Source organism: Paenibacillus monticola, from assembly GCF_009664975.1.
In the GTDB taxonomy this organism is placed as follows: Bacteria; Bacillota; Bacilli; order Paenibacillales; family Paenibacillaceae; genus Paenibacillus_AQ; species Paenibacillus_AQ monticola.
On the sequence record NZ_WJXB01000003.1, the window covers coordinates 296,052 to 313,389 of the forward strand.

The following is a 17,338-nucleotide window of genomic DNA, read 5'->3' on the forward strand; positions in this document are numbered from 1 at the left end:
TCTACTCATCTTTCAAAAAGTGCCCGAAAGGCGCTGCCCAGTGCCTGCAGCCAATTATCTGTGGGATAAATAGGCGCAGTAACTGCACTGAACTTCTTAACATAAGCAGATTGCTCCGGCGGTAAATGATCAGGTGCATACACCGGGATACGGCCAATTTCCTGGCCGCCCAGCTGGAGCACTAGAAATCCTCCAAGTCCAAAGCTACTGCCTCTAGGCTGTTTTGAGGTCGTTACTTGCTTCTGGTTAAGGACCAGCTTCGTAACAAGTCGTTCCTGTTCTCCCTGACCAAACGGATAAGCAAAATCTTTGCCTGTCACGAGGGTGTAACCACTAACGGCATCGCCCCGTTCGATTAATCTTTTGAGCGGATAGTGATTGAAGCCGAAATTTAGCAGTGAAGCATGATCATTCCAGTCATCACCATCGTTCAGGGTCACTACAACCAGTTGTTGACCGTTTCTTGTAGCTGAACTGACCAGGCAGCGGAGCGCTTTTTTCGTATACCCTGTCTTCACTCCATCTGCTCCTTCATACAGGCGCAGCATTTTATTCTTATTGCTCCATTTATAATCCCATTTCTCTTCAGGGTTATCTGCTGTTTTTTCCGGGGTCTTCACAATCTCCTTAAATACAGGATTATGGAGCGCGTAAGCCGTCAGCACAGCTAAGTCATTTGCAGTGGAATAATGCCCCTCGGCATCAAGACCATGCGGATTGGCGAAATGGGTATGAGTCAGCCCTAGTTCCTTTGCCTTGGCGTTCATCATATAAACGAAACCCTCTTCCGATCCGCCAACATGCTCGGCAATAGCCGTAGCTGCATCATTCCCCGAGCGCAACATCAGACCGTAAAGCATATTTTCCAAAGTCATCTCTTCACCCATTTTTAAGAAAAGCGACGAACCTTCCTTAGCGAACGCGTTCTTTCCAACTTTGACCTTAGTCGTTAAATCACCATTCTCAATAGCGACTAAGGCGGTCATAATTTTGGTTAGGCTGGCTATCAGCATGGGCTCATCCCCTCGGCTGCTGTAAAGAATCCGCCCGGATTCAACATCGATCAGCGTTGCCGCCCGTGCATGGGTGGAGATGGAGCTGTTCTCTGCTTGGAGTGAAGTCAGCGGCGTCAGAAAGAGCAATAAAGCACACAATATTAAGGCGAATGGCCATTTACGGGTTGTTATCTTCATGTTCATCCTCCGGCTTCTTATCAGTTCTTGAGCTACATGCTAAGATTTTCATTGTGTTGTACAAGTGTATGCGCTGCGGTGGGATGGTATGTCCTTCTCTACTCCCGTTCTACGCAAAAAGGAGACACTCCCCCTTTAGAGGCCATGTCCCCGATCCAGAATATAGTTATGCAGACTTGAAGGTAACATCCATTGTGATATTCAGCTAGATAGACGAGTGAGTGGATACGTTTGACGGTACAGCTTCACCTTTAACTGCAGTATGAGTTACAGTCTCTGATTCAACATTAGGGGACTGAAACATATTTTGTATCTTATCAAGCAGTGCTGGTGTGGAATCGATAATTTTCTCGAACAGATGGGTCTGGTTGTCGAGCGGTACGATATGTACGCCCTCTTTGCCCACAACAAGAAAAGCAATTGGACGAATGGATACGCCGCCCCCGCTACCGCCTCCAAATGGGAGCATCTTGACTCCACCTTGGCCCCCTGCTCCAGTTCCATTTACACTCGGTGTTTCATCATCAATCCGGAAGTCACTACCGCCGGCTGCAAACCCAAACGCAACTTTACTGATAGGCAGAATGACACTGCCGTCTGGTGTCTCAACTGGATCTCCTACAATCGTATTCACATCCACCATACCTTTAATATTCTCCATCGCAGTCTGCATTAGACCCTGAATAGGATGGTCACTCATATTATTCTCCTCCTTTGGTTTCTTTATATAGTAAATATCATCTACAGCTTATATCATCCCCACCTCCACAGCTTTGTATGTATTGGCTTTAGTTTCAGCCTTCTGTTTCTGCAAAGGACTTATGGTGTTTACTGCCTAACAGTTGTTTCCATTGCTTCAGTCCACCTTCCGCTCTAAAAGCACGTATCAGGAGTAATACGCCGGCATAGAGTCCATAGGCTACGGATATTTTTCCGGTACATACTAGTTCTGTGGAGAAGCTAAGATCATCCTGGAATACAGGCTTAACAAACAAGCGCGGGCTACTTTCCAGCTTAACCCACTGTGAGATCCAACCGATGACACACCATTTCATTCCCCACAACGCGCCCGCCGCAGTGGCTGTTCCCGCAGCATCACCGAGTGAGAAATCTGTTGACCAATCGAGTTTTGTTATTTTGACATGAGCTAGGGTAGCCTGGAACCATTTCTTAAATCCATAGGTCGCTTTCAGCACCTTCTTAATGTCATCCAGCCAACGGCTCACTTTTTCCTTATCGATATTTTCTTCATTATCCTCTTTATCACTTCTTATTGGCGCTACTCCACTTTCTTCCAGCTTCACCTTGACTCCCCGCTCTATTCCTTCATATACCAACTTCGGGAGTTCATAATGAAACCTGATCCATCCAAAAAGAGTTCTAACGTCTAGCTCCACCCGATCGTCCTTTCCAAGACGGCATAACCGGAAATGAAAATCGATAGAAGAAGACAATATTAGCACAAAACCTAAGAGCAATAAGGCGAGGGGTATTGCGAGCCATAACGTCACGTGTTAACCTCCAAGCAACCTCATTAATAGAAACCTTTAGTTTAGTATGGCAATTAATGCCGGAGAAAATTCGAATATATGTAAAAATGATTGTGTATTCCTAAATAAAAATGCCAAGAAGAAACGACTTTGCTGTCTTTTACATGGACGGCACCCGTTTCTTCGAGAAATATAAGGATAATTTATCGTGCTAAAATTCTTAAATTTAAAAAAGCACTGCTCCCAAGCTTGTTAGCCTGTGAAACAGTGCTTATCAGTTCTCTATTCAACAGAAAAGATTAAACATGCTGTTATGCTGTGTCCAAATCCGCAATTAGATCTGCAGTATCCTGATAAACCGATTCGGTCATTGAAATTCCAAATGTATTATACCTGTTCAGCTTCCTCGAACGTCATCTGGCTATCCAGCTTACTGAATAGCAGCTGCGTTTCTTCTTCCAGATTGTCAGTGCTTTCGAAACTTGACGGCTCAGGTAGCTCTTTAAGATTAGCGAGGCCAAAGCTCTCCAGAAAAGATTTCGTAGTCCCGTACAGAATCGGACGGCCCACGGCCTCCGCTCTCCCGACCTCGTAGATCAGATCCTTGTTGTTCAGCGTGTGAATGGCCCGTTCCGACTTCACGCCACGAATCTCCTCTATCTCTACCCGCGTAATCGGCTGACGGTAGGCAACGATGGCCAGCGTCTCCAGCGCCGCTTGTGACAATGAAGACCTGGATGGTGAATAGGCCAGCCGCTCAAAATAAGGCGCATGTTCAGGCAGTGTGGCCAGTCTGAAATTCCCGGCTATTTGCACCACCTGTAGACCGCGCTCCTGAGCGATGTAATCCTCTTTCAGCTCTTTCAATGCTCCAGCAGCAAGCTCCGCACGCTGCTCGGTAATTTCGGCTATTTGCCGAATGGAAATTCCTTCGTCCCCAGATAGAAATAACAGGCCCTCAATAATTGATTTCAGATCCTTGTAGTCCATCGAAGTGTTCTCCTCCTCTCCACTCCATGACGATATCGTCAAACAATTTCTCTTGATAGCAATAAATCGCCTTCATTTTCATCAGCTCGAGAATGGCTAGGAAGGTCACTACAATCTCATGCCGGGCCATTTCATCATGCAGCAGTGCCGAAAAGCTCAATCTGCCGCCTTTTCCTCTACGCTGCAACGCATCCGATACATCACGAATCCGGTCCTTAACCGAGATTTCATCCCGGGTAATCCGCTGATAGGAGGTCCGTCTGGCCGCCTTGCTGAGCGCTTTGCGAAAAGCGGCTATGAGGTCAGCAGTATGTAAGCCTGTAAGGGTATTATCAATCTGCGTAGGCACGAACGGACCTAAATCTTCTGGCTCCTTCGTAAAGATCAGACTGCGCTCACTCTCCATATCGAATAAATGAACAGCAATGCTCTTGAATTTACGGTATTCAATCAACCGCTGTATCAATTCAGCCCGTGGATCAAAACCATCCTCCTCGAAATACTCGAAATCTTCGATTTCGATAACTGGTGGCTTGGGCAGCAGCATTTTGCTCTTAATAGACAATAACGTTGCGGCCATCACGAGAAACTCACTGGTAATATCCAGCTCCAGCTCCTTCATACTCCGCAGATATTCCATATACTGTTCGGTGATCTCGGCGACCGGAATGTCCTGGATGTCGATTTCCGCCTTATCAATTAAATGCAAGAGCAGATCCAGCGGACCTTCAAACGTCTCCAGCTTGTACAATACAGTCACGAGGCAACCTCCCGCCAAAAAAAGTAAAGTGCAGCGCCGCTAATGGACGCTACACAAGTAGAAAGATTCTTATAATCCATGCTTTCTTCTTATATCTATAAATAAGCACGTTTGTAATGGATTCGTCAAGAGCTGAATTATTTAAACATTTTGTTCAGGTTAGCCATTTCGATAGCTGCATTAGCCGCATCCCAGCCTTTGTTGCCCGCTTTGGTACCAGAGCGCTCAATAGCTTGTTCAATATTCTCTGTAGTAACTACGCCAAAAATAGTCGGAATGCCTGTTTTGAGATTGATCGCTGCTACACCCTTAGCGACTTCATTGCACACATAATCATAATGCGTGGTTGAACCACGGATAACGGTTCCCAAGGTAACTACGGCATCGTACTTACCGCTTTCAGCCATTTTTTGGGCGATCAACGGGATTTCGAATACTCCTGGAACCCAGGCTACATCAATCTCGTCATCAGCTACACCATGGCGTTTGAAGGCATCGAGTGCACCATTCAGCAGCTTGCTTGTAATAAATTCGTTGAAACGGCCAACCACAATCCCATATTTTAAACCCTCGGAAACTAAATGTCCTTCGAAATAATTCGGCATATCAATCATCAACCCTTCATTAGTAAAATTATATGGTTATACATTATTCAAGCGGTTTGGTTATACTTTTGAATCCTCATTTTGTTCAATGTTGTCAAAAGAAAGCAGATGTCCAAGTTTAGCCTGTTTTGTATGGAGATATCTAGTATTATCTTTAGTCTCCGGCATTTCGATTGGCATGCGTTCAACAACTTCCAGCCCGTAACCTTCCAGCCCCTTGATCTTGCGCGGGTTATTGGTCAGCAGCTTGATCTTGCTTATACCCAGATCCTTTAGAATCTGTGCTCCAATGCCATAATCGCGTAGATCAGCCTCAAAACCCAACTTCAGATTGGCATCAACCGTATCCAATCCTTCCTCCTGGAGCTTGTAAGCACGCAGCTTGTTGATCAAGCCGATGCCTCTGCCTTCCTGTCGCATGTAGAGCAGCACACCTCTACCGGCAATTTCAATCTGACGCAGTGCCGCTTCGAATTGCGGACCGCAGTCGCAACGGTGTGAATGGAATACATCACCGGTCAAACATTCGGAATGCACCCGAACAAGTACAGGCTCATCCCCGGAGATATCCCCTTTGACCAAAGCTACATGCTCTTTGTCATCTACTTCATTCGTGTAGGCAATCGTCTGAAAATCCCCAAAATCGGTAGGCAACGTCACCGATACTTCTCGGGTAACTAGTTGCTCCTTCTCATTCCGGTAATGAATCAGATCCTTGATGCTGATCAATTTCAAGTCATGCTTCTTAGCAAGTTCTACCAGATCAGGCAGACGGGCCATCGTGCCGTCCTCTTTAATAATCTCGCAGATTACGCTGGCTGGATATGCGCCACATAAGCGGGCCAGATCGACCGCAGCTTCCGTATGTCCTGAACGGCGCAGAACGCCACCCTTCTTAGCAATCAACGGGAACATATGTCCCGGTCTGTTGAAATCGGAAGGTTTGGCCTTAGGGTCCATAATGGCTTTGACGGTCAAGGATCTTTCGACTGCGGAAATACCCGTAGTTGTGTCCTTATGGTCAATGGAGACAGTGAAATTTGTCCCGTGGAAATCTGTATTCCGGCTGATCATCGGCTTAAGATCAAGCTCTTCAGCCCGTTCTGCGGTGATAGGCAGGCAGACCAGACCACGTCCCTGAGAGATCATAAAGTTAATCACTTCAGGCGTTGCACGTTCTGCAAGAGCAATGAAGTCCCCTTCATTCTCACGGTCCTCATCATCCACAACAATAACCACTTTACCCCGCATCAAATCATAAATAGCATCTTCAATTGGGTCCAATACAGAATCTTTCTTTTTCTGGTTCATCTTACTTTCCTCCTGAAAGCTTTACGGAATCAAATACTGTCTCCGTAAGCAAAATCTTAAACCTTATACAAATCCGTTAGCCGCCAGAAAATCACGGCTGATACCGGAGCTACTCTCATCATTGTGTGTTGCCGAGCCGTAATGCAGGAGATGATCCACATATTTACCGAGCACGTCACACTCGATATTAATACTGTCTCCCGCCCGCTTGTGCACCAACACGGTTTCTCCAAGCGTATGTGGAATGATCGACACACTAAAGATGGAGTTACCGACATTCACTACGGTTAAGCTAATTCCATCAATCGTGATTGAACCTTTAGGAATAATAAATTTGAACAATGAAGGATGATCAGGTGTGATTTCATACACAACTGCATTCTGATCTCGCTTCACACTTTTGATTGTGCCTGTTCCATCTACATGTCCCTGCACAATATGTCCGCCAAAACGGCCACCAGCCGCCATCGCCCGTTCCAGATTCATTTTGCTGCCAATCCGCAGCTCCTTCAGGTTGCTGTTACGATAGGTCTGTGGCATTACATCCACGTTAAAATATCGTTCACCCAGCGAAGTCGCAGTCAAACACACACCATTGACTGACACACTGTCACCGATTTTCAGATCGCCCATAATGACCGAAGCCGTTATACTCAGCACCATCATTTCTCCACCGGTAGAGACACTGCGCAGAACGCCAACTTCCTCAATTAAACCTGTAAACATATCATCCCTCCCGAAAGTTTTGTGAGCATAGGCTCCTTGATATACTTCGTACAAAACTTGCTTCGGAAGCATACGCTTAGTTTTGTGAGCAATACTTCTCCGAAATCGCTTAGTTCTGTGAGCAGCGCTTAGCGAACGGGCGTGCCGCTGATACACACATTATCCCCGAGCACTTCTACTTCCAATCCCTCAAGAGTAATGGCATCCCGCATCCACTCAACGCCCGGAAATGTAAATGTCCCCGCTGCCGCTGCCCCTCCACCCACAATTTTGGGAGCGAAAAAGAGGATGATTCTGTCGATCAGGCCACTCTCCAGCATTGCACCGTTCAGCGTACCTCCACCTTCTAACAGAATAGAGCCAATCTCCATTTCTCCAAGTGCCAGCATGGCTGCTTGCAGATCCACTCGAGGACCCGCGCCGCTAACCACTACTTGAACTCCTGCAGCTATAAGTGCAGCCTTCTTAACCGAATCAGCTGCTTCTGTAGTCACGACAATCGTACGGGCTAAGCCATCGCATACAACAGAGGAGTTCAGGGGAATTCTCAATGCGGAATCAATAACGATACGTATCGGACTCAGACCAGGTAATTCCATTCTCGTCGTCAGAGAAGGATTATCCGCGATGACCGTATTGACTCCCACCATAATCCCCTGGTGGCGGTGCCGGAGTGTATGTACAATCTTCCGCGCTTCCCCATTTGAAATCCATTTGCTGTCTCCGGTTTTGGTAGCTATTTTGCCATCAAGTGTACTAGCGCTCTTCAGGGTAACAAAAGGTTGCTTCGTCAGAATATACTTGATAAATTTCTCATTAAGCCGCAAGGCACGATTGCGCAACAGTCCAACCTCGACCTCAATCCCCTGTTCACGCAGCATCTCAATTCCCCGTCCTGCTACCTCTGGATTAGGGTCTTCACAAGCTACCACGACTCGAGCTAAGCCTTCGTCAATCAGCCTTTGGCTGCACGGGGGTGTCTTGCCGTAATGGCTGCAGGGCTCGAGCGTCACATAAGCAGTGCTTCCTTGTGCCTTGCCTGCTGCCATATTCAGCGCGTGTACCTCAGCATGGCCCGTCCCGCGCTGCAAATGCGTGCCCAGTCCAATCATCGCCCCGTCCTTCACAACAACGCAGCCGACAACCGGATTAATGCCCGTCTGCCCTTGAGCACGTTCTGCCATATCCAGCGCCAGTGACATATAGAACTCGTCATTTATGGTGTCCATATTTGCCTCCCGTCTCATTGCTATCTATCTGTCTGTCTGATACATACAAAAAAACCCATCTCAATCTCCAGGAGGAGTTCAAGATGGGTTATACGAGAGTTTACCGGCAGTTTTAAAAAATTGTGCGCAAAAAACCGCCAAAGATCGGTATTGTGAAATATCGCACATAATATTCGAAAATACTGCAGCACGTCTAGCTCAATGAGCACAGAACGTCAATCTCCCCTTCTTCCATCCAGACTATACTGTCGGTCCCGGAATTGCACCAGGTCCACCGTCCACGTAAACAAACGTGAAGCGGGTAGCGGACTTAAGCAATGTAAATTAACGTTTCCGCCAACATACAGTTGCATCACCGCCGGTAGGGAATCACACCCTGCCCTGAAGGTTTGATACATTATTCAGTTGAAAATCAATTTTGCTTACATCAAAATTAGCACTTAAACAGCAAAAATGCAAGTGTATTTATTATATTTACTTATTTTATGTAACTAATTTATGATTCACTTCTCTGATTCGCGTTCAACAGATCACGAATTTCTGTTAGCAGGACAATTTCTGGTGCTGGTACAGGAAGCTCAACTACTTCAACTTTAACAACTTCCTTGCGTTTGAATCTGCTTGCAAGCTTTATAACCATGAAAATAGAAAAGGCAATGATGAAGAAATCAACTACAGATTGCAAAAATACACCGTATTTTAAAATCACATCGTTGTACACAAACGTGAGGTCCTTCAGATTAATTCCTCCGAGAAGCAGTCCTACAATCGGCATAATAATGTCATTCACTAATGAGGAAACAATCTTCCCAAAAGCAGCTCCGATGATGACAGCAACCGCAAGATCCAGCACATTTCCTTTCAAGGCAAAACTTTTGAATTCTTTCCACATACTCTAATCTCCTCTGAAGTCTTTAATTTAACATATATTATAGCACCAAGTACTAACAACTATCTGCAAAAATGCCAAGAGCACCCGGAATTAATCTTCCCTGGTGCTCTTGCACTGCATACGATGTTCTTATCTTTGATTTATCCTACTCCTGCTTCTTACTCCGTTTGAATACTCTATTTAGAATAAAGCCTGCAAGAATCAAGCTGATTCCAGTCATATAAAGCGGCATTGGACTATCTTCACCTGTCTTCGGAAGTTTGCTGACATTAGTGCCTGCAGGATCAGTTACCGTACCTGCCGGTACTTCATCATCATCGATCGTAACGCCACCCAATGGAACTTCTTCATCTATTGGGCTCACTACTTCAGGAGTGTTTCCGTTGACTGGTGGTGAGGGCTGAGCATCCGTTACAATACCAGGTCCTGCTGGAATCTCCAGATCATCAATAATGATCCCGGGAATCACAGAACTTGTCGGTGTTGGCACGATCACACTGCCGGGTATGCCCGCAGTTGGTGAAGGTGTTGGTGTCGGAGCTGCCGATTCCACCGGCGTCAGTGATGCAGTTGGTCCTGGTGATTCTGTAACCGGTGGTTCTGTTGCTGTTGCTGGTGTTGCTGTTGGTTCCGGTGTTATTGTTGGTTCTGGTGTGGCCGGCGCCTCAGATTGTTGATTGGTTATACTCAGTTGAATGGCTGTTGATGAATTAATAGTCACCGGATACTCAGTGGTATCTAGAACATATCCTTCAGGAGCCTGAGTCTCAGTCAATATATAGCTGCCCAACCAAATTTTATTGAATGATACGATTCCGCTTGAATCTGTAGTTAAGGTATTTATGAGTAAGCGCTCTGAGCCGTTCAAGCGATATAAAGCAAAGGTCGCCCCGCTGAGCAATTTGGTATTGTCCTGGGCATCCATCTTCTTGACGATCAATGTTCCTCTTACGCCGCTGCCTGTTCCGGAGCCGCTGGAAAGACCAACAATGATTTCCTTAGAAGTTTCTTTAGTCACCAAGATCACATTGTTGCCACTGAAATTAACCGTATTGGTGACCTTATCTCCTGAGTTCGCCACAATTAAAGATTGATATTCGAGCACATAAGCCGTGCTAATACCGTGAGCAAAGCTTAATATAAAGGTTTGTTTGCCCTCGGCATCCGAGTTGATCACTACGGAATAGTCCGTATCCTTAATCAGCTCAGGACCGCTTTTGGTTACAACTCCATCCGCAGCTACAGTCGTAGGGTACAAATGGAATGAATCCGGCAGTAGAATCTGATTTGAACTAGGAGTATCTGTGAGCACTGCGTTCAGCACATATGACTGCCCGCCATTAATTAGTACACTCCAATCAATCTTATCCCCATTCTGTCCACCATTCTTAACGACATATTCATCTCCGTGAGGAATCGAAACAGCGGCAATCAAATCCTTCGAAACCTTCTTTGTTCCGTCAAACAGTGCTGCCGTATTATCTACTGTGCTGTTGATCAGTTGCCCTTCAAGACTTGTTGTAAAGATAACATAATAGGGCGTATTGATGGATTCCGTAAAATCCACCTTTAACTGATTGTCACTGTTAACACTATAATTATAAAGATTGCTGTTCACTTCTACGCCTTGTGAGGGATCACCGTTCTTCGCAATTTTCATGGTATAGACTTTAAGTGAACCAGGAACAAGCACTTGACCTGCCTTCAAAAGATCGGTTACTTCTGGATCATCAATACTTTTACTATTATAATTAACTCCCACTGTCCAAGTAATTTCCTTGGAAGTCGCATTGTAGGAACCAGATTTGAAGCCGTTATTCTTCTCTTCGATTCGAGGGATAAACAGTCCCTTTGCCTCTGTCCAGTGGGGGTTAGCTGAATCATCCACCCAGTCGATTCGGGCATTGTTAATGAAATTATCCGTTGTTCCCCAGATCCAATCCTTGTTGAAAAACGTTTGGTAGCCAAGGGTATACGTACCCGATATGGCCGAATTGAACACTATCTTGAACCCTTTATTCGGCTGTGCCTGAGTTACATAATCCAATTGATAGGCCGTGGAGCTCAGTACCGCCCCGCTGCCATTTTTTATGACCAGCGACTCCGGTATGAACTGAAGTCCGCCTTGCGGAAAAGTATCGGTAATCACTACTTGACCCATCGGGTAATTATCACCATTAATTGTAACTTTCCAGTCAGCCTTCTTAGTCTGATAATCTACCCCCGACAAGGTCTTGTAAATGATTACGGGTCGGATAAGCTGAGTAGCCTGTTCAGTATAGGTACTATCAGTAACTGAGTTGGTTATCGTTGTATCGCTGAATACGCGTTCAGTCGCTTTTGTCTTATACTCGATCCGATAGGAAGAGGAAATATCGTTTGTAAACTGCAGCCGAAAGCCTTTTTTACCAGCTTCTGCAGCCTCACTTACTGTATAGTCAACGCCCTCAACCAAGGCACTGCCTTTGGTTGCTGCGCCGGATGAATTCAAGGTTACCGGATAAACCTTTAGCGAACCGCCCACCAAATACTGAGAATTATTGAACAAGTCTGTTAACACCGCATTCCCCTGCGGGATCGTCTTATGATTATAGTTATATTCAATTGCCCAGGAAATGGTCTGAATTCCCGAATCATATGCTGTTGAATATTTCTTCAGGCTCCCACCGCGCTCTACATCAACTGTAGAAGTGGAATCAGCTGGGACACGACCGTCTCCAGTAAAGGTTGCAGTATTCGTAAAGCTATTTTGATTGTCATCGGTGATCGAAGTGGAGTACTCAATGCGGTATGCGCTCGAGATTACAGGATCGGTAAAATGAACTGTAAGTGTATCTGCCACAATCTCTGCAGTATACTTGCTGCTGTCAATCAATGCTCCCTGCGAAACCGTGCCATCCAGTTGAACATTCAACTGATACATTGCTATGGCTGTAGTATCCAGTGAAAGCCCCGCTGGAATGGGATCAGTGACTACTGCGTTCCCCACAGTCTCAAGAGTTTTGTTGACATCAACGGTCCATAGGATGCTGTGTGCGTTGAAACCTTGAGCTGTACCCTTCTTCTCAATCGTGGATCCTACTGACGGTTTGAAATTCACAGTAACGGTTTGAATTCCTCCATTTACCGGAAATAAAATTTGCTGTGTCGTGCTCTGCGAAATAACCTGCTTATCAAAATTAGTGTTTATTCGGAGTGTACCCTGCACGTTATCATGCTGTTCAATGTAATCATTAAAGGTCATAACAACCTGGTGTGACGATTGGTTTACCTTAAAGGTTCCTACATCTCCTTCATCAGAGACTAGATATCCGTTAATATCATTAAAAAGCTGAAACTGCACGGGAAGCTGAAAAGTGAAAGTATCTCCCGATACATAACTATGATTATTGGGAAGGGACCATGTATAATCCAAGGTAACATTAGAATCCTGTTCGTACACACTATCCGTTACAGTACTGCCACCCGGACCGTAAACAGCCATCGATACACTGGTGATGATGTCTCTTTCGTTTTCTATTGCTGCTGCTTTGACTTGAGATGTATACCCCATGCCATATGCGTATTGCGTAATTAGTATGAGAATAACAATTAACAAGCTGGTCTTTTTCTTGATCATATCTTTAAAACCCCTCCGTTTCACTGTCTAATATATATCACTATATCACCATTATATAGTTCCATAGAATCAAAATATTTAGTTTTTTATAAATTATTTTTTTAGTAATATTACCACCCTCTAAAGGAGTAGATGGAATGAAACTTTGGTATTATTTTGACCGCAAACATTCTGAAAATTTCATTATGTTCTCGCTCTCTCACTGGATTGCCTTGTCTTCGATCGCCTTGGTATGCCTTGTGTTCTTTAGCTCTAGGGTGGCTCTGCGGACACATCCCAACCTGCGCCGAGGCGTCCGCCTGCTGCTAGTGCTGCTTCTTCTGTCTTCAGAGACAGGACTTCAATTGTGGTATAGGTCGCAGGATCTATGGAAAGCCAGTTCATCCCTGCCACTAGAGCTATGCGGGATTACTTTGCTGCTGTCTGTCATTATGCTGCTTACACGCAGCCGACTGCTCTATTCTTTCCTCTACTTCGCCGGCATCGGCGGAGCATTTGTTGCCCTCATTACTCCTAATTTAGTTTATCCGTATCCACATTTCCGTTTCCTGTTGTTTTTCATTGCTCACGGCGCTATTATTCTGGCTTCCCTTTACATGACCTGGGTTGAGGGCTATAAACCAACCTGGAGATCGCTTTTCTTCACTATGCTCTGCCTCAATATCATAGCTGCCTGTGTCAGGTTCGCTGATTATTTGCTTGACTCCAACTATATGTTCCTGGCCCATAAACCAAGCACCTATTCCATATTGGATTATTTTGGACCTTATCCTTATTATTTGCTAGTTGAGGAATTGTTCGGATTCACTCTATTCTTATTGATGTACTTGATATTTTTCGAACTTCCAGAACGGTATCGGTCCAGACATAGAAACTTATAGATCGCTATATTTAAACAAAAACTGTAAACATCTCCTTTTTGTTGATTTATATCACAGTGCGATTTCGCCGATAAATCATATCATTAATAGATTCATCACTTCCTTCATTCCCCTTCCATTTTCCAGAAAAGCGAGGACTGCTATGTTATTTAATTCTTATGGCTTTATTTTTGCTTTTCTGCCCGTTGTCCTAATCATGTACTTTCTATTTATTAAGCTTCGATACTTTTTCATAGCAAAGCTTTGGCTGGCCTTATCCTCTTTATTTTTCTACGGCTGGTGGAACATGCACTACATCCCGTTAATCTTGTTGTCCATTGCAGTTAATTACGTTGTAGGGCGGAGACTTCTATCTTCTACAGCACGAAGATCTGTAATCCTCATCTTGGGGTTATCTTTTAATGTGCTGCTGCTCGGATATTATAAATATGCTGATTTTTTCATTGAGAATTGGAATGGATTCACAGGTGCCAATGTGCCTGCACTTCATCTTTTGCTGCCGCTTGGCATCAGTTTCTTCACCTTTACACAAATCGCTTATCTGGTGGATGCCTACCGGGGGCGTGTGCAGGAGTACAAGCTGATTAACTATATTTTATTTGTTACCTTCTTCCCTCATCTGATTGCTGGCCCAATTCTTCATCACAAGGATATGATGCCACAGTTCGACAGACTCCGTAACAAGGTCTGGAACTGGAGTAATGTGATGGCTGGGGCTTTGCTGTTTTGCATTGGCCTCACCAAAAAAATGCTGATCGCGGATACTCTTGCCGGCTATGCCAACAACGGATTTGCAAATGCTACCCAGTTCTTCGACTCCTGGGTCGCCTGCCTCAGCTATACCTTCCAAATTTATTATGATTTTAGCGGCTATACGGATATGGCTATCGGTGTTGCTCTTCTGTTTAACATCCGGCTGCCGCAAAATTTCAATTCACCGTATCGGGCCACGAGCATTCAGGACTTTTGGAGACGGTGGCATATTACGCTAAGCCATTTTCTCAGAGACTACATCTATATTCCTTTAGGTGGCGGCAGGAGAGGATTCTGGACAGCCATTCGAAATGTTCTCATCACCTTTCTGATTGGCGGAATTTGGCACGGAGCAAGCTGGATGTTTATCCTCTGGGGATTGCTGCACGGAGGAGGACAGGCTGTGCAGCGGATCTGGAACCGCTGGGGTCGTCCACTTCCGCTAGCGTTGTGCTGGTTGCTCACCTTCAGTTTTATCAATGTAACGTGGGTCTTTTTTCGAGCGCATGACATGCGACAGGCTAGCAGGCTGCTCCGCGGGATGTTCGGCATGAACGGCTTGGGTCTATCCACACTCGCAGAGTCAATACTGATCCTTCCTGTTCTGGCAGTTCTGCTGCTGGCAATGCTAACCTCACCGAATTTAACAGAAAGACTGAGCAAGCTGCGCCCAAATTGGCGGACATCCCTGCTTATGGCAGTCCTGTTTATGATCTCGCTCCTCTTTTTCAACCGGATTACTGAATTCTTGTATTTTAATTTCTAGGTTTATCTTATTTCGTTTAGGAGGAAATCCAAGTGTTTCCACAACAAAAACCGGATTTCGTAGCGAATCTAATTCAACCTTCAGGTTTCCATAGCCGCTCCAAAAGAGCAGTAGGTTACTTTGTTTTTTTCACAGTGACTCTTGCAGTTTTGATGGCACTATTGATCATATTTCTGGACCCGCTGCAATTCTATCATCGTTCAACCTGGTATACGCCTGTCTTCTCTACACAGGAAAGGTATCAGAATCCGGGTCTGGCCAAAAATTACGATTACGATACCATTATTATTGGCACCTCCATGACGGAGAATTTCCTGCCATCAGAAGTAGATAAAAGCTTGGGCGGAAAGACCTTAAAGCTGTCTATCGAAGGTTCAACGGTCGAGGAGCATTACAAAGTGGCTCAACTGGCTCTAAAGAGTGGCAAGGTGAAAAAGGTACTGTGGGGGTTGGACTACTTCTCTTTGAAGGATGTTACTGCGGAAGACAAACAGAACTTTCCCGATTACTTGTATGATGACAAATGGTGGAACGATTATAAATACTGGTACAATTCTTCAGTCTATGTCCAGTTTGCTGTTAGCCTCAAGAATATGTACTTAGGTCAGGCTAACGATCTGGAACATCTCAATAATTGGAATGATGAATCCGTATTTTCAAAAGCACATGTGCTTAAATCTTATAATGATCAGAGCGCCAGCGAAGCTTACTTCGGTCTAAACGAAGAAGATACGCCGCAGCTCCAGCAGCGCTTCGATACATACATCAATCAACTACTCATCGATTATCCTGATGTGCAATTCTACTTTTATTATCCACCTTACAGCATTATGCGGCAGTTAGCCTGGTACAACACCAATCCGAAGCGTTATAACAATCAGCTGGAGATGCGGAAATGGATGTTCCAGCAATTTGAGCAACATTCCAACGCCCGACTCTACGACTTTCAGTCTGAAGCACAATGGACCTTCAATCTGGATCTCTATAAAGATATAAGTCATCACAATGAGCAGGTGAACAGCTGGATTGCTGAAGCGATCGGGAGAGATGATTCCACATATCGGGTATCCGCAGACAATATCGAGCCATTAAACAACACTCTTATTTCACAGACCACGTCAGCAACAATAGACAAACTAGGAAATGTATATGCCTATGATATTCGGATAAAGGATAAGAGTTTCCCTCTCACAAGTCGGGTAATTCAGGGGGACGGCGAGCTGTTCGTAACAGCTACTGAAGCCGCTTTAGCACTTGAAGCAACGCTTACGTGGGACTCCATCAGCAAAACAGCCATCCTAGCCAACAAGCAACAGAAGCTGGAAATGACAGTGGGGAATAATATCGCCAAGGTTAACGGGAAAGAGGTACCTATGACTAACCCTCTACTGCTGACTGCCGGCAGAACCATGCTGCCCCTGCAGTTCGTAGCAGATCAGTTAGGCTGGAAGACTACTGTCCATATTGCAGGAGCAGCATATCTCCTGACGATTGATTCTCCTTAACAAAAAAGAATACGAGCTATTTACGCAACGGTCCGTTCTTAGAACATCACTCAGAATACTAAGGCTCCATCCGTCTTTACAACAAAAGGGTGTTCGGTAGTCATTTGTATGACTACCGAACACCCTTTTGTATAGATCGTTCACGATTAATAAATCAGAATTTACGCTTCGATAACTTCCACGGAAGTCATTTTGTCGCGTCCTTTGAAAGAATCTACAAATTCCATGCCTTTAACAACTTTACCGAATACAGTGTGTACTCCGTCCAAGTGCGGCTGTGGACCATAAGCAATGTAGAACTGGCTTCCGCCAGTGTTCTTGCCAGCATGTGCCATAGCAAGGCTTCCACGTTCATGTTTGTTAGGGTTGATCTCGCAGTTGATGGTGTAACCAGGTCCGCCGGAACCTGTTCCGTTAGGACATCCGCCTTGCGCTACAAAACCAGGGATAACACGGTGGAAGACCAAACCGTTATAGAAACCGGAAGATGCCAGCTTCTCAAAGTTGGCTACAGTGTTGGGAGCGTCTTGATCGAACAAGTCAATTAGTACTTCTCCGCCGTTCTCGAGTGTAACTTTCGCTTGCTTTGCCATATGTAAATGACCCCTTTCGAATTTA

The 17,338-nt window shown here is 45.2% G+C and carries 15 protein-coding genes and 1 riboswitch; of the genes, 3 read left to right on the top strand and 12 right to left on the bottom strand.

Annotation, left to right across the window (positions count from 1 at the left end; all coding sequences use genetic code 11):
* Nucleotides 1-5: 5 nt before the first annotated feature.
* From GJB61_RS10505 to GJB61_RS10555, 11 genes are all read right to left on the bottom strand, one after another.
* Complete coding sequence (locus tag GJB61_RS10505) at nt 6-1,199, bottom strand: D-alanyl-D-alanine carboxypeptidase family protein (RefSeq protein ID WP_154118455.1); 1,194 nt, start codon at nt 1,197-1,199, stop codon at nt 6-8.
* A 199-nt stretch (nt 1,200-1,398) separates the two neighbouring features.
* Entirely contained in the window at nt 1,399-1,893 is a 495-nt protein-coding gene (gene ytfJ, locus GJB61_RS10510; RefSeq protein ID WP_154118456.1) for a GerW family sporulation protein, read from the bottom strand.
* Between the two features lie 94 nt (nt 1,894-1,987).
* The gene (locus GJB61_RS32155) at nt 1,988-2,704 is read right to left on the bottom strand and encodes a DUF2953 domain-containing protein (protein WP_154118457.1); all 717 of its coding nucleotides are present in this window, start codon (nt 2,702-2,704) and stop codon (nt 1,988-1,990) included.
* Nucleotides 2,705-3,070: 366 nt separating this feature from the next.
* Nucleotides 3,071-3,673, bottom strand: a complete 603-nt coding sequence (scpB, locus tag GJB61_RS10520; protein ID WP_154118458.1) for an SMC-Scp complex subunit ScpB — start codon at nt 3,671-3,673, stop codon at nt 3,071-3,073.
* The gene (locus GJB61_RS10525) at nt 3,642-4,433 is read right to left on the bottom strand and encodes a segregation and condensation protein A (protein WP_338115747.1); all 792 of its coding nucleotides are present in this window, start codon (nt 4,431-4,433) and stop codon (nt 3,642-3,644) included. Before GJB61_RS10525 ends, scpB begins: the two co-directional genes overlap by 32 nt.
* A gap of 137 nt (nt 4,434-4,570) precedes the next feature.
* A complete protein-coding gene (ribH, locus tag GJB61_RS10530; RefSeq protein ID WP_154118460.1) occupies nt 4,571-5,038 on the bottom strand; it encodes a 6,7-dimethyl-8-ribityllumazine synthase in 468 nt (155 codons plus the stop codon).
* 60 nt (nt 5,039-5,098) lie between these two features.
* Nucleotides 5,099-6,349, bottom strand: coding sequence for a bifunctional 3,4-dihydroxy-2-butanone-4-phosphate synthase/GTP cyclohydrolase II (locus tag GJB61_RS10535; RefSeq protein ID WP_154118461.1), 1,251 nt, complete (start codon nt 6,347-6,349; stop codon nt 5,099-5,101).
* 63 nt (nt 6,350-6,412) lie between these two features.
* Nucleotides 6,413-7,075, bottom strand: coding sequence for a riboflavin synthase (locus GJB61_RS10540; RefSeq protein ID WP_154118462.1), 663 nt, complete (start codon nt 7,073-7,075; stop codon nt 6,413-6,415).
* 128 nt (nt 7,076-7,203) lie between these two features.
* On the bottom strand, nt 7,204-8,304 hold the full coding sequence (gene ribD, locus GJB61_RS10545) for a bifunctional diaminohydroxyphosphoribosylaminopyrimidine deaminase/5-amino-6-(5-phosphoribosylamino)uracil reductase RibD (RefSeq protein ID WP_154118463.1): 1,101 nt from the start codon (nt 8,302-8,304) through the stop codon (nt 7,204-7,206).
* A gap of 219 nt (nt 8,305-8,523) precedes the next feature.
* A riboswitch (FMN riboswitch) is annotated at nt 8,524-8,697 on the bottom strand.
* 103 nt (nt 8,698-8,800) lie between these two features.
* Nucleotides 8,801-9,196 carry a large-conductance mechanosensitive channel protein MscL gene (gene mscL, locus GJB61_RS10550; protein ID WP_154118464.1) on the bottom strand — a complete coding sequence of 132 codons (396 nt, stop codon included), beginning with the start codon at nt 9,194-9,196 and terminating at the stop codon, nt 8,801-8,803.
* Between the two features lie 145 nt (nt 9,197-9,341).
* Nucleotides 9,342-12,815, bottom strand: a complete 3,474-nt coding sequence (locus GJB61_RS10555; RefSeq protein ID WP_154118465.1) for a collagen binding domain-containing protein — start codon at nt 12,813-12,815, stop codon at nt 9,342-9,344.
* Between the two features lie 137 nt (nt 12,816-12,952).
* Here GJB61_RS10555 and GJB61_RS10560 point away from each other — a divergent pair, with 137 nt between their 5' ends.
* From GJB61_RS10560 to GJB61_RS32380, 3 genes are all read left to right on the top strand, one after another.
* On the top strand, nt 12,953-13,696 hold the full coding sequence (locus tag GJB61_RS10560) for a YwaF family protein (RefSeq protein WP_154118466.1): 744 nt from the start codon (nt 12,953-12,955) through the stop codon (nt 13,694-13,696).
* Nucleotides 13,697-13,838: 142 nt separating this feature from the next.
* The gene (locus tag GJB61_RS10565; protein WP_154118467.1) at nt 13,839-15,215 is read left to right on the top strand and encodes an MBOAT family O-acyltransferase; all 1,377 of its coding nucleotides are present in this window, start codon (nt 13,839-13,841) and stop codon (nt 15,213-15,215) included.
* Nucleotides 15,216-15,247: 32 nt separating this feature from the next.
* A complete protein-coding gene (locus tag GJB61_RS32380; RefSeq protein WP_154118468.1) occupies nt 15,248-16,720 on the top strand; it encodes a stalk domain-containing protein in 1,473 nt (490 codons plus the stop codon).
* 161 nt (nt 16,721-16,881) lie between these two features.
* Here GJB61_RS32380 and GJB61_RS10575 read toward each other — a convergent pair whose 3' ends face one another.
* Nucleotides 16,882-17,313 (bottom strand): peptidylprolyl isomerase, encoded by a 432-nt coding sequence (locus tag GJB61_RS10575; RefSeq protein WP_154118469.1) that lies wholly within the window; start codon nt 17,311-17,313, stop codon nt 16,882-16,884.
* Nucleotides 17,314-17,338: the final 25 nt, after the last annotated feature.